Here is a 12,943-nt window from a genome sequence, read left to right as displayed (position 1 = left end):
CCGATGACGCTCTCCGAGCTTTGCATCCGCCGCCCGGTCATGACGACGCTGATCACGGCGTCGATCATCGCATTCGGCGTGTTCGGCTTCCGCCTGCTGCCGGTCTCGGCGCTGCCCAAGGTGGACTTCCCGACCATCGCGGTGACCGCGACCCTGCCCGGCGCCAGCGCCGACACCATGGCGGCCTCGGTCGCCGGCATCATCGAGCGCCAGCTCTCGACCATTGCCGGCATCTCCTCGATGTCCTCGAACTCCTCGCAGGGCACGAGCGTCATCACCATCCAGTTCGACCTCAACCGCAACATCGATGCCGCCGCGCTCGACGTGCAGACCGCGTTGACGATCGCGCAGCGCCGGCTGCCGATCGAGATGACGATCCCGCCGAGCTTCCGGAAGGTGAACCCGGCGGACTTCCCGGTGCTGTTCGTCTCGCTCGGCTCGGCGACGCTGCCGTTGTCGAGCGTCAACGAATACGGCGACATCACGATCGGGCAGGCACTGTCGCAGCTGCCGGGCGTCGCCCAGGTCTTGATCTACGGCGCGCAGAAATTCGCCATCCGCGTTCAGGCCGATCCGGAGGCCGCCGCCGCGCGCGGCGTCTCGATGGAGGATATCCGCGCCGCGGTGTCGCGCGCCAATTCGTCGACGCCGGTCGGTACCTTGAATGGCCCCAAGCAGGACGTCGCGCTGCAGGCCTCCGGCCAGATGGACAAGGCGGCCGACTACCGCCAGATCTATGTCGCCTGGCGCAACGGCTCGCCGGTCCGGCTCGACGAGATCGCCAAGGTCTATGACAGCGTCGAGAACGACAAGATCGCGACCTGGATGAACGACGAGCGGGCGATCGTGCTCGCGATCCAGAAGCAGCCCGACGCCAACACCGTGGCGGTGGTCGACGCCGTGCTGGCCAAGCTGCCGGCGCTGCGCGCCGCGATCCCGCCCTCGGTGACCATGCAGGTCATGATGGACCGCTCGGTCTCGATCCGCCAGGCGGTCAGCGACGTCGAGGAGACCCTGCTGATCGCGATCGGCCTCGTGATCCTCGTGATCTTCCTGTTCCTGCGCTCGGCCTCTGCCACCTTCATCCCGGCGCTCGCGGTGCCGATCTCGCTGTTCGGCACGTGCGCGGCGATGTACGCGCTGGATTACTCCATCAACAACATGACGCTGCTGGCGCTGACGCTCTCGGTCGGCTTCGTGGTCGACGACGCCATCGTCATGCTGGAGAACATCGTCCGCCACATCGAGCACGGCATGAAGCCGTTCGAGGCGGCGCTGAAGGGTGCCCGCGAGATCGGTTTCACGATCATCTCGATCACCTTCTCGCTGATCGCCGTGTTCATCCCGGTGCTGCTGATGGGCGGCATCGTCGGCCGCGTATTCCGCGAATTCGCGGTGACGATCTCGGTTGCGATCATCGTCTCCGGCTTCGTGTCGCTGACCCTGACGCCGATGCTGTGCGCCCGTGTGCTGCGCGCGCATGACGCGACCAAGCGGCCGAACGTCGTGCTGCGGGCGTTCGAGGCGATGTTCGAGGCCTGGCTGCGGGCCTATGAATGGGCGCTGGATTGGGTGCTGGCCAAGAAGGCCCTGATGCTGGTGGTGACGCTGGCTACGCTGGGCGGCACCATCTACCTCTACATGATCGTGCCGAAGGGCTTCTTCCCGCAGGAGGACACCGGCTTTCTGATCGGCGTGACGGAGGCTGCGACCGACACCTCGTTCGAGGCGATGAAGGTGCGCCAGCAGGCGCTGGTCGAGGTGCTGCGGACCGATCCGGCGATAGAGTACATCAACTCTACGGTCGGCTCCGGCGGTCCCAATCCGACGGCGAATTACGGCCGTCTGTTCATCGCGCTGAAGCCGCAGAAGATGCGTGACAACGCCACCGTGGTGATCGGCCGTCTGCGGCAGAAGGCGCGCGAGATCCCGGGCATGCAGGCGTTCTTCCAGAGCATCCAGAACCTCAGCATCGGTGGGCGCATCTCCAAGAGCCAGTATCAGTATGTGATGCAGAGCGGCGATACCGAGGCGCTGTACCGGCTGGCGCCCGAGATGCGCGACAAGATCGAGAAGATCCCGGGCTTGCTCGACGTTACCACCGACCTGTACATCAAGAACCCGCAGATGACGGTCGACATCGACCGCGAGAAGGCGGCGGTCTACGGCGTCACCGTCGATCAGGTCCGCAACCAGCTCTACAACGCCTATGGCGCGCGGCAGGTCGGCACCATCTACATGCCGTCGAACGACTACCAGATCATCCTCGAGGTGCAGCCGCAGTTCCGCGTCGATCCGTCCGACCTCTCGAAGCTCTACATGAAGACCGCGAACAACCAGACCATTCCGCTGGATGCGGTGGCGAGGCTGGTGCCGACGGTCGGGCCGTTGCAGATCAACCACCAGGGCCAGCAGCCGGCGGTGACGATCTCGTTCAACCTCGCGCCGGGCACCTCACTCGGCTACGCGGTCGACAAGATCACCGAACTCGAGCAGACCGCGAACCTGCCGCCGACGATTGTGACCGGCTTCTCCGGCACCGCGCAGGTGTTCCAGGATTCGCTGCGCGGGCAGGGCGTGCTGATCCTCGCCGCGGTGTTCGCAGCCTTCGTGATCCTCGGCATTCTCTACGAGAGCTTCATCCACCCGATCACCATCATCTCCGGCCTGCCGTCGGCCGGTATCGGCGCGATCCTGACGCTGATGATGTTCGGGATGGAGCTGTCTGTGATCGCGATGATCGGCATCGTGATGCTGGTCGGCATCGTCAAGAAGAATGCGATCATGATGGTCGACTTCGCGCTGGAGCGTCGCCGGGTCGGCCTCAGCGCCGAGCACGCGATCCGCGAGGCGGCACTGCTGCGCTTCCGTCCGATCATGATGACGACGTTCGCGGCGATCTTCGGCACGCTGCCGATCGCGCTCGGCGCGGGTGCCGGCGCCGAACTGCGTCAACCGCTCGGCGTCGCCGTGGTCGGCGGCCTCTGCGTGTCGCAGCTGCTGACGCTGTTCATCACGCCGGTGATCTACATCTATCTCGACCGCATCGACCGCAGGCTGCGCCGCAAGCTCGACCCGCAAGCCGAGGCGGGCGGCGACGTCGAGCGACCGCAGGTGGTCGCGGCGGAATAGCCGAGCATTCGGCGCGAGCCGGAAACCGGCGCGCCGGGAGAAACCGCCCGGGATCGCGAAGCGTTAGATCGAGAAGCTGGTGCCGCAGCCGCAGGAGGCGGTGGCGTTCGGATTGACGACGCGGAACGAGGCGCCGATCAGGTCGTCGACGAAGTCGACCTCCGAGCCCGCGAGGAACGGGACCGAGGCGGGATCGATCAGCACCACCGCGCTGTCGCGTTCGATCACGAGGTCGTCATCGGCCTGGGTGCGCTCGACGTCGAACTTGTACTGGAAACCGGAGCAGCCGCCGCCCTCGACCGAAATGCGCAGCTTGGCGCCTTCGCCTTCCTTGCTGAGGATCTGCCCGATCCGGCGGGCGGCCCGTTCGCTGACGGTGATGGCAGCAGTCATGTCGGTCTCCGAAACCCTATTTGAGCATGATCCGATCCGGATCAGGCCCGGCGTCATCCCCAATTCATTTGGTCGGCCGCCTCAGTCATAGTTAAGTGCGTCGGACCATGGAATCAAATGGATAAGGACTAAAATACAGTGTCGGTCGGAATGGCTGCCCCCCGCGCGCCTTATGCCTGCGACCCCGATCGCAGCCGCGGCCGGCTGGTCGCGGAGCCGCCGAGCCGGACCCGGAGCCCGTTCCGGCGCGACTGCGACCGGGTGATTCATTCCACCGCGTTCCGCCGCCTCAAGCACAAGACGCAGGTCTTCGTCTTCCACGAAGGCGATCACTACCGCACGCGGCTGACCCATTCGCTGGAGGTCGCGCAGATCGCCCGGGCGCTGGCCCGCCAGCTCGGGGTCGACGAGGACCTGACCGAGACGCTGGCGCTGGCGCATGACCTCGGCCATCCGCCGTTCGGCCATGCCGGCGAGCGGGCGCTCGACGAATGCCTCAGGGATGACGGCGGCTTCGACCATAATGCGCAGGCGCTGCGGGTCGTCACCTCGCTGGAGCATCGCTACCCCGAATTCGGCGGGCTGAACCTGACCTGGGAATCGCTCGAGGGGATCGTCAAGCACAACGGTCCGCTGACCGAGCGCGGTGGCGCACCCGCCGGCCGCTACCTGGTAAGTGGAATCCCGATCGGGATTGCCGACTACAACAAGGGCCACGACCTCGAGCTCTGGAGCTATGCCTCGCTCGAGGCGCAGATCGCGGCCTTCGCCGACGACATCGCCTATGACGCGCACGATATCGATGACGGCCTGCGTGCCGGTCTTTTCGCGGTCGACGACCTCAAAGAGATGCCGCTGACCGCCGACATCATCGCCGAGATCGACCGCCACTATCCCGGGCTCGACGAGGTCCGGCGCGGCGCCGAACTGGTGCGTGAGCTGATCTCACACTTCATCAGCGCGGTCTTCAACGAGGCGAGCCGGCGCCTCGCGGCCGCGCAGCCGCAATCGGCCCACGACGTGCGCCACCACAATGCCCCGCTGATTGCGTTTCCGTCGGAGGTGGCGGAGCAGGAGGCGGCGATCAAGGCGTTCCTGTTCCGGCGGATGTATCGCCACAAGCGGGTGATGCTGGTGATGGGGGAGGCGGAGGAGGTGGTCCGCAACCTGTTCGAGCGCTACCTGCAATCGCCTGAAGACCTGCCGGCGGAATGGATCGAGGGCAGCGTGCAGGAGACCGGGAGCGTTCGGAACAGGCGGATCGGCAATTTCATTGCCGGGATGACCGACCGTTTCGCCCTGATCGAGCATCAAAGGCTTTTTGACTCGACCCCGGATTTGCGTTAGCGCCCTGCCATGGCCGACACCACTGCTTCACCACACCTTTTTGCCGACATGCTGACGCGCGTGCATGCGATCTGTGCCGCTGTCGCAGCCGAGGACAATTGGCCCGCCGGCATCGATCTGTCCCGCGTCGTGGTGGAGCCGCCGCGCGACGCCAGCCATGGCGACATGGCGACCAATGCCGCGATGGTGCTCGCCAAGGATGCCAAGGCCAAGCCGCGCGAGCTCGCCGACAAGATCGCCGAGCGGCTGCGCGCCGATGCGTTGGTGGCCTCGGTCGATGTCGCCGCGCCCGGCTTCATCAACCTGACCTTGAAGCCGCAGGTCTGGGCGGACGCGCTGCGTGCCGTGCTGGCCGCCGGCTCGGCTTACGGGCGCAGCGACATCGGCAAGGCCGAGAAGGTCAATGTCGAATATGTCTCGGCCAACCCGACCGGACCGATGCATGTCGGCCATTGCCGCGGCGCCGTGTTCGGCGACGCGCTGTGCAGCCTGCTGCAATTCGCGGGCTTCGACGTCTGCCGCGAATACTACATCAACGACGCCGGCGCTCAGGTCGATGTGCTCGCGCGCTCGGCGTTCCTGCGCTACCGCGAGGCGCTGGGCCAGGACATCGGCGCGATCCCGGAAGGGCTCTATCCCGGCGATTACCTCGTGCCGGTCGGCGAGGCACTCGCCAAGGAATATGGCAAGAAGCTGCTCGACATGAGCGAAGCCGAGTGGCTGCCGATCGTGCGCGACAAGGCGATCGCGATGATGATGGAGATGATCAAGGGCGATCTCGCCGCGCTCAATATCCATCACGACGTGTTCTTCTCCGAGCGCTCGCTTATCACGTCAGGCAACAACAAGGTCGCCGAGACCATCGATTTCCTGCGCGCCAAGGGCGACATCTACGAGGGCCGCCTGCCGCCCCCGAAGGGCAAGCCGGTCGAGGACTACGAGGACCGCGAGCAGTCGCTGTTCCGCGCCACCGCCTATGGCGACGACGTCGATCGTCCGCTGATCAAGTCGGACGGCTCCTACACCTACTTCGCATCCGACATCGCCAACCACCGCTACAAATTCGAGCGTGGCTTCACCAATCTGATCGACGTGTTCGGCGCCGATCATGGTGGCTACATCAAGCGCATGCAGGCCGCCGTGAGGGCGGTGACCGCGGGCAAGGCTGTGCTCGACGTCAAGATCGTGCAGCTCGTGAAGCTGCTGCGCGACGGCGAGCCGGTGAAGATGTCGAAGCGGTCCGGCGAATTCGTCACGCTGCGCGAGGTGGTCGACGAGGTCGGCTCCGACGCTGTCAGATTCATGATGCTGTTCCGCAAGAACGACGCGGTGCTCGATTTCGACCTCGCCAAGGTGATCGAGCAGTCAAAAGACAACGCGGTGTTCTACGTCCAGTACGGCCACGCCCGCGGCCATTCGATCTTCCGCAACGCGCGGGAGGAAGCGGTTCCCGATCTGCCCGAGACCGATGAGGCCCGGCTGGCCTATCTCCGTAATGCTACGGTCGAGCGGCTGACCGACCCGGCCGAGCTCGAGCTGCTCAAGCGGCTTGCGCTTTATCCGCGGATAATCGAGGCTGCCGCGGTGGCACATGAGCCGCACCGAATCGCTTTTTATCTCTATGATTTGGCCAGTGAATTTCATGCGCTTTGGACCAAGGGGCGCGATTTGCCCTATTTACGCTTCATTATCAATAATGATGCAGAGATCACGAGGGCGCGACTGGCAATGGTTCAGGGCGTCGTCTCGGTTCTGGCATCGGGCTTAGCTGTTCTAGGCGTCCACGCTCCGACCGAGATGCGGTAGGCAGGGGCATTAGGCCCTCACGAGTGGGGATTTGTGAGGGCATCTGGCAGGGGCCAACTCGTTCGGACCGGCTGTGCCGGCGATCTTGGCGCTGTCCCGAAGGGGATGCATGATCACAATGGCTGATCGATATCAGGACCGACATTTTCCCGCCGACACGGCTTCCAAGGCCGACAGCGATCCGCTTGCCGAACTGGCACGGCTGATCGGCCAGACGGATCCCTTCGGCAGCGCGAACAAGCCGCCGCCGCGACCGCTGCAGTCGCGCGCCAACGCGCGGCCGCAACAATACGAGCCGCAGGCCGCGGACGAGGATGCGCCGGCCGCGGGCCCGCCGCCCTGGATGCAGCGCGCGCGGCAGGAGGCTGTCGCTCCGCCTCCCGTGCAGAACATCGAAGACGAAGAGCCCGAGCAGGACTACCAGCCGAAGCCAGTGCATCCGTTGCATCGCTACGCGGCTCAGCAGGCGCAGCCCGCGCCCGCGCCCGCGCCGGTGGCGCAGTATCGGCCGGTCGAGGCCCCTCGGCAGCCGGAGGCATTTGACGAGGAGCCGCACTATCAGAGTGGCGGTCAGAGTCAGGATCCGTCGCGCTATGACGACGCGCTCTACGGCCAGCTGGAGGCCGGCGAGCAGGACCTGCAGCGCGATCCCGCCTATCCGGACGATCCCTATGCCTATGAGGAGGCCTACGAGGAAGAACCCGAGCCCCGCCGGCGGCGCAGCGGCCTGATAACGGTCGCCGCGGTGCTGGCGCTCGGCGTGTTCGGTGTCGGTGGCGCGTATGCCTACCGGACCTATGTCGGTTCGCCCCGCAGCGGTGAGCCGCCGATCATCAAGGCTGACAACACGCCGACCAAGGTGATCCCGGCCCAGGCCGACGCGCCGGCCAAGACGCCGGACCGCATGGCGACAGGCGACGGCACCGAGAAGATCGTGTCGCGCGAAGAGACGCCGGTCGACGTTAATTCGAAGACCGCCGGACCGCGCGTCGTGTTTCCGCCGCTGAACGCCAATGCGAATCCGCCGCCGCCCGCCAGCGTGCAGACGGCACAGCCGGCGCCGGCGCCGATCACCGCGAACGGCACCTTGCCGAACAACGAGCCGCGCAAGGTCCGCACGCTTTCGGTCAAGGGCGATACGCCCGATGGCACGCAGGCCACCGCAACCGTGCCGGCGAAACCTCCGGCGGCGGCGAAGTCTCCGGTGTCGCGCGGCAACCCGGCTGCGGCCAACGCCAGCGTCAACTCGCCAATGTCGCTTGTTCCCGGCCAGGCTGAGGCGGCTCCGGCCGCACCTCCGACCCGGGTGGCCTCGACCTCGGCGGCTCCGGTTGGGGGCGGCGGATATCTGGTCCAGGTCTCCTCGCAGAAGAACGAGGCGGACGCCCAGGCGTCGTACCGGACGCTGCAGGGCAAGTATCGCAACGTGCTCGGTTCGCAGCCCTTGGTGGTGAAGCGCGTCGATCTCGGAGAGAAAGGCGTCTACTACCGCGCCTTCGCGGGCCCGTTCGCGTCCTCGGAAGAGGCGAGCCAGCTGTGCAAGAGCCTGATGTCGGCGGGTGGACCGCAGTGCCTCATCCAAAGAAATTAAAGGCCGTTTCCTTGACCCGTGAGCTGCATACGGCCTAATCGGCCGAATGACGAACCGCGCATTCATCACGGGCATATCCGGGCTGATCCTCAACGACGCCGAACGCGAATTCATTCGCGCCGAGCGGCCATGGGGCTTCATTCTGTTCAAGCGCAACATCGAGAGTCCTGCCCAAGTGGCGGCTCTTGTTGGGGAACTCCGGTCTGCGGCCGGCGTCGCCGATGCCCCGGTCCTGATCGACCAGGAAGGCGGGCGGGTGCAGCGGCTCGGCCCGCCGCATTGGCCGGCCTATCCGCCGGGCGCGAGCTTTGGGGCGCTCTACGACATCGATCCGAAGCTCGGGCTTGCGGCAGCCCGGCTCAGTTCACGGCTGATTGCGGTCGATCTGACCGATCTCGGAATCACCGTCGATTGCCTGCCCTTGGCCGATGTTCCCGTGGCCGGGGCGGACGCGGTGATCGGCAACCGGGCCTATGGAACTGAACCCGGCAAGGTCGCGGCAATCGCCCGCGCGGTCACGGACGGGCTGGAACAGGGCGGGGTACTGCCGGTTCTCAAGCATATTCCCGGCCATGGCCGGGCCACGGCGGACAGCCATTTCCGGCTTCCGACCGTTGATACCGCCAGGGCCGAGCTGGAACGGACCGATTTTGCCGCGTTCCAGCCGCTTGCGGACCTGCCGATGGCCATGACTGCACATGTTGTGTTTAGCGCGCTGGACCCCGTCCATCCGGCGACGACTTCTGCGACAATCATCGAACAGGTGATTCGCGGCCTGATCGGGTTCCAGGGTTTGTTGATGAGTGATGACGTGTCGATGAATGCGCTGGCCGGATCGATTGCCGAGCGGACCCGCGCCATCGTCACCGCCGGTTGCGACATGGTTCTGCACTGCAACGGCAATATTGACGAGATGCGCGAGGTCGCACGCGAAACGCCGGAACTGACCGGCAAGGCGCTTGAGCGCGCCAAGGCGACGCTCGCCGCGCGCAAGCCGCCTGAGCCGCTCGACCGGCAGGCGGCACGGGCTGAACTGGATGCGTTGTTGGATCGGGTAGGGACGGCATGACCGCTGAAATTCTTTCGTTTGATACCGGGCGGCCGGCCGACCTCGCCGAGGGCGAACCGGCGCTGGTGGTCGACGTCGAGGGCTATGAGGGCCCGCTCGACCTGCTGTTGACGCTGGCGCGGCAGCAGAAGGTCGACCTGTCGAAGATCTCGATCCTTGCGCTTGCCGACCAGTATCTTTCGTTCATCGAGGCTGCCCGCAAGATTCGCCTCGAGCTTGCGGCCGACTATCTGGTGATGGCGGCGTGGCTGGCGTTCCTGAAGTCGCGGCTCCTGCTGCCCGAGCCGCCGAGCGCGGAGGGGCCGAGCGCCGAGGAAATGGCGACCGCGCTCGCCAACCGGTTGCGCCGGCTGGAGGCGATCCGCGAGGCGGCGAACCGGCTGATGAACCGGCCCCAGTTCCAGCGCGATATCTTTCCGCGCGGCAATCCGGAATCGATCGCCGAGATCAAGCATCCGAAGTTCACCGCGACCCTGTACGACCTGCTGTCGGCCTACGCCACGCAGCGCCAGTCGCGCGTGCTGACGACGGTTCATCTGCAAAAGCGTACCGTATGGTCGCTGGCCGAAGCGCGTGCGTCGCTGGAGCGGCTGGTCGGCATCGCCGAGGACTGGAGCTGCCTCGACGAGTATCTGATGAATTACGTCGCCGATCCCACCCAGAAGGCGACGGTGTTCGCATCGAGCTTCGCTGCCGCCCTCGAGCTGGTTCGCGAAGGCGAGATGGAGATCAACCAGAAGCAGGCGTTCGCGCCGATCTATTTCCGAAAGCGTCAAGCGCAAGCTGCAATGGCGGCGCCCGACCTGTCGGTTGAGTAAGTGGAAGAAGGAGAGCAAGCCCATGGCAAGCTTGGCGGAAGTGCGCAGAGAAGAGCCCGAGGAGGAGGTTTCTCCTATGGATCCGGTGGCGCGTCCTGAGGAATTGCGGCTCCTGGAAGCCCTGTTGTTTGCATCGGCCGAGCCGATCGATCAGGCAACGCTGGCAAAGCGGATGCCCGACGGCGTCGACGTCAAGGCGGCGCTCGCGCAGCTGCAGGCGGAATACGCGCCGCGCGGCGTCAACCTGGTGCGTGTCGCCAACAAGTGGACGTTCCGCACCGCCGGCGATCTGTCGTGGCTGATGACGCGCGAGAGCACCGAGACGCGGAAGCTGTCGCGCGCCGCGATCGAGGTGCTGGCGATCGTCGCCTATCACCAGCCGGTGACTCGCGCCGAGATCGAAGAGATTCGCGGCGTGGTCACGTCGAAGGGCACGATCGACGTGCTGCTCGAGACCGGCTGGATCCGGCCGCGCGGCCGCCGCAAGACCCCGGGCCGTCCGCTCACCTTCGGAACCACCGACGCGTTCCTGTCGCAGTTCAGCCTGGAAGCGCTCGGCGACCTGCCGGGGCTTGAGGAGCTGAAGGGCACGGGTCTGCTCGACTCGCGACTGCCGACCGGATTTTCCGTTCCGTCGCCGTCGGATGACGCGACGCTGCGGGAGGACGAGGAGCCGCTCGAGCCGGGTGATACGCTGGAACTGCTGCTGGCGCCGGCGGTCGAGCCGGAAGCCGAGGAACCGAAGGCCGACGCAGAAACGACTGACGAGGTTGGGACTGCTGAGGTCGAAACGACCGCCCAAGCGGAGGTCGAGGCGGACGTTGCCTCTGATCCGGATGCGGCCGAACCTGATGCTGGCGAGCCGGAAGACCGCGCCGACCACGCGGGTGATGACGCCGCCACCGAGGACAAGGGCGAATAAGCCTGAATATTCCCGGTTAAGCCTAGCAATATTACGTAGCCGCGACAGCGATTTGCCGCGGCCGAGGTCCTTGTTTTTGACACCCCGCGGGCCTACCTTCCGGCAAAGTTCAGGCCGGTCCGCCGGCCATTTCTGGAGGGTTGCAGGATGGGTTCGTTGAGCATTTGGCACTGGATCGTCGTGATCGCAGTGGTCCTGCTGCTGTTCGGACGCGGCAAGATTTCTGATCTGATGGGTGACGTTGCCCAAGGCATCAAGGCCTTCAAGAAGGGCATGCAGGACGACGACAAGGTCGCCGAGAAGACCGAGCCCACCAAGTCGATCGATCACAATGCGGCGCCGTCGGCCACGCGCCAGGACGTCGGCAGCAAAGCCGTCTAACGCGCTTGTACTGACGCATATTTCGACGTTTTTTCTTGCGCGAAACGGTGACGCCGTCGCACAGACGCGCTATGGACGCCGATTGAGAAAAGGCGCCGGCAGCCCCAGATCCTGTTAGGAGCGGTGGGGCCGATGGCGGCGCGCTTAGGCGGAAGAATTCATGTTCGATATCGGGTGGAGTGAACTGGTCGTCATCGCGGTCGTCGCGCTGATTGCCATCGGCCCGAAAGAACTGCCGGGCGTGCTGCGCATGGTCGGGCAATGGATGGGCAAGGCCCGCAAGATGGCCTCCGAATTCCAGGGCCAGTTCCAGGAGGCCATGCGCGAGGCCGAGATGGCCGACCTCAAGAAGAGCTTTGACGAGGTCAAGGAGGCCGCAACCGGCATCACCAGCGGCAACATTATGACCTCGCTGCAGAAGGACGTCAGCGACGCCCTGCAGATCGACAAGCCGGTCGATGCGCAGGTCGCGTCCGCAATCGACGCACCGGTGGCGTCAAGTGACACACCGGTGACGCCCACGACTCCCGCCGAGCCGACGCCGGAAACCTTCGTCGAGGCCGAGGCGCACGCGGCAGCCAGCCAGCCGCTTGCGATCACCAATGAGGTGAAGGCCGAGCCGGCGCCGCAGGACGTGACGCCGGTACAGCCCGACGCGCTCAAGGACGCGAGGGCGTCATGAGCGCCGAAGACATCGAGGCCAGCAAGGCCCCCTTGATGGATCACCTGATCGAGCTGCGCTCGCGGCTGATCAAGGCGCTGCTCGGCTTCGGCGTGGCCTTCATCATCTGCTTCTTCTTCGCCAAGCAGATCTACAACGTGCTGGTCTGGCCGTTCGTCTGGATCGCGGGGCCGGAGAATTCGAAGTTCATCTACACCGCGCTGCTGGAATATTTCATCACCCAGCTGAAGCTCGCATTGTTCGGCGCCGGCTTCATCTCGTTTCCGATCGTCGCCACCCAGATCTACAAATTCGTCGCGCCCGGTCTCTACCGGCATGAGCGCAACGCGTTCCTGCCGTATCTGATCGCCACCCCGGTGTTCTTCGTGATGGGCGCGGCGCTCGTCTATTTCGTTGTGCTGCCGATGCTGGTGCGGTTCTCGCTCGGCATGCAGCAGGCCGGCGGCGCGGAGACCGCGCAGATCCAGCTGCTGCCCAAGGTCGGCGAATATCTATCGCTGATGATGTCGCTGATCTTCGCCTTCGGCATCGCGTTCCAGCTGCCCGTGATCCTGACGCTGCTCGGCCGCATCGGCGTCGTCACCTCGAAGATGCTGAAGGAGAAGCGGCGCTACTTCATCGTGATCGCCTTCATCATCGCCGCCGTGCTGACGCCGCCCGACGTGCTGAGCCAGGCCTCGCTCGCGATCCCGCTGCTCGCGCTCTACGAGGGCGCCATTATCGCGGTCCGGATCGTGGAGAAGAAGGCCGCGACCTCGAATGCGTCGTCCGGGGCGACCAATCCGGCCGAATAGGGTGATTT

10 protein-coding genes and 1 pseudogene are annotated in these 12,943 nt (G+C 65.4%); 10 read left to right on the top strand and 1 reads right to left on the bottom strand.

The features are described from left to right. Positions 1 to 3 precede the first annotated feature (3 nt). Entirely contained in the window at positions 4 to 3,132 is a 3,129-nt protein-coding gene (locus J2R80_RS29505) for an efflux RND transporter permease subunit (protein ID WP_057018544.1), read from the top strand. 63 nt (positions 3,133 to 3,195) lie between these two features. Here J2R80_RS29505 and erpA read toward each other — a convergent pair whose 3' ends face one another. Beyond that, positions 3,196 to 3,525, bottom strand: a complete 330-nt coding sequence (gene erpA, locus J2R80_RS29500; protein ID WP_016846874.1) for an iron-sulfur cluster insertion protein ErpA — start codon at positions 3,523 to 3,525, stop codon at positions 3,196 to 3,198. 138 nt (positions 3,526 to 3,663) lie between these two features. Here erpA and J2R80_RS29495 point away from each other — a divergent pair, with 138 nt between their 5' ends. The 9 genes and pseudogenes from J2R80_RS29495 to tatC all read left to right on the top strand — a co-directional run bounded on the left by J2R80_RS29495 (position 3,664) and on the right by tatC (position 12,935). Beyond that, positions 3,664 to 4,872, top strand: a complete 1,209-nt coding sequence (locus J2R80_RS29495) for a deoxyguanosinetriphosphate triphosphohydrolase (protein ID WP_253639858.1) — start codon at positions 3,664 to 3,666, stop codon at positions 4,870 to 4,872. Between the two features lie 9 nt (positions 4,873 to 4,881). Then, entirely contained in the window at positions 4,882 to 6,678 is a 1,797-nt protein-coding gene (gene argS, locus J2R80_RS29490) for an arginine--tRNA ligase (RefSeq protein WP_253639857.1), read from the top strand. 118 nt (positions 6,679 to 6,796) lie between these two features. Next, a complete protein-coding gene (locus J2R80_RS29485; RefSeq protein ID WP_253639856.1) occupies positions 6,797 to 8,269 on the top strand; it encodes an SPOR domain-containing protein in 1,473 nt (490 codons plus the stop codon). 46 nt (positions 8,270 to 8,315) lie between these two features. Continuing rightward, positions 8,316 to 9,338, top strand: a complete 1,023-nt coding sequence (gene nagZ / locus J2R80_RS29480; RefSeq protein WP_253639855.1) for a beta-N-acetylhexosaminidase — start codon at positions 8,316 to 8,318, stop codon at positions 9,336 to 9,338. Beyond that, the gene (locus J2R80_RS29475; RefSeq protein ID WP_050420355.1) at positions 9,335 to 10,156 is read left to right on the top strand and encodes a ScpA family protein; all 822 of its coding nucleotides are present in this window, start codon (positions 9,335 to 9,337) and stop codon (positions 10,154 to 10,156) included. The genes nagZ and J2R80_RS29475 overlap by 4 nt, the downstream gene beginning before the upstream one ends. Before the next feature lie 22 nt (positions 10,157 to 10,178). Then, positions 10,179 to 11,060, top strand: a pseudogene (gene scpB, locus J2R80_RS29470) (SMC-Scp complex subunit ScpB); the annotation flags it as partial. A 165-nt stretch (positions 11,061 to 11,225) separates the two neighbouring features. Further along, positions 11,226 to 11,459: a twin-arginine translocase TatA/TatE family subunit gene (locus tag J2R80_RS29465; RefSeq protein WP_057018537.1), complete on the top strand. Its 234-nt coding sequence runs from the start codon at positions 11,226 to 11,228 to the stop codon at positions 11,457 to 11,459. Positions 11,460 to 11,619: 160 nt separating this feature from the next. Beyond that, positions 11,620 to 12,141: a Sec-independent protein translocase protein TatB gene (gene tatB, locus J2R80_RS29460; protein WP_253639854.1), complete on the top strand. Its 522-nt coding sequence runs from the start codon at positions 11,620 to 11,622 to the stop codon at positions 12,139 to 12,141. After that, positions 12,138 to 12,935 carry a twin-arginine translocase subunit TatC gene (tatC, locus tag J2R80_RS29455; RefSeq protein WP_253639853.1) on the top strand — a complete coding sequence of 266 codons (798 nt, stop codon included), beginning with the start codon at positions 12,138 to 12,140 and terminating at the stop codon, positions 12,933 to 12,935. The genes tatB and tatC overlap by 4 nt, the downstream gene beginning before the upstream one ends. Positions 12,936 to 12,943 lie beyond the last annotated feature (8 nt).

It is taken from the genome of Bradyrhizobium sp. USDA 4541 (assembly GCF_024171085.1).
GTDB classification, from domain to species: Bacteria; Pseudomonadota; Alphaproteobacteria; order Rhizobiales; family Xanthobacteraceae; genus Bradyrhizobium; species Bradyrhizobium australafricanum.
Note: the sequence above shows the minus strand (reverse complement) of the source record. Positions and strands in the feature narration are given on the sequence as shown.

Bases quoted from the DNA above. Each gene is read 5' to 3' on its own strand.
- J2R80_RS29475 (WP_050420355.1), top strand. From the start codon at position 9,335: ATGACCGCTGAAATTCTTTCGTTTGATACCGGGCGGCCGGCCGACCTC.
- tatB (WP_253639854.1), top strand. From the start codon at position 11,620: ATGTTCGATATCGGGTGGAGTGAACTGGTCGTCATCGCGGTCGTCGCG.
- J2R80_RS29485 (WP_253639856.1), top strand. From the start codon at position 6,797: ATGGCTGATCGATATCAGGACCGACATTTTCCCGCCGACACGGCTTCC.
- tatC (WP_253639853.1), top strand. From the start codon at position 12,138: ATGAGCGCCGAAGACATCGAGGCCAGCAAGGCCCCCTTGATGGATCAC.
- erpA (WP_016846874.1), bottom strand. From the start codon at position 3,525: ATGACTGCTGCCATCACCGTCAGCGAACGGGCCGCCCGCCGGATCGGG.
- nagZ (WP_253639855.1), top strand. From the start codon at position 8,316: ATGACGAACCGCGCATTCATCACGGGCATATCCGGGCTGATCCTCAAC.
- J2R80_RS29465 (WP_057018537.1), top strand. From the start codon at position 11,226: ATGGGTTCGTTGAGCATTTGGCACTGGATCGTCGTGATCGCAGTGGTC.
- argS (WP_253639857.1), top strand. From the start codon at position 4,882: ATGGCCGACACCACTGCTTCACCACACCTTTTTGCCGACATGCTGACG.
- J2R80_RS29505 (WP_057018544.1), top strand. From the start codon at position 4: ATGACGCTCTCCGAGCTTTGCATCCGCCGCCCGGTCATGACGACGCTG.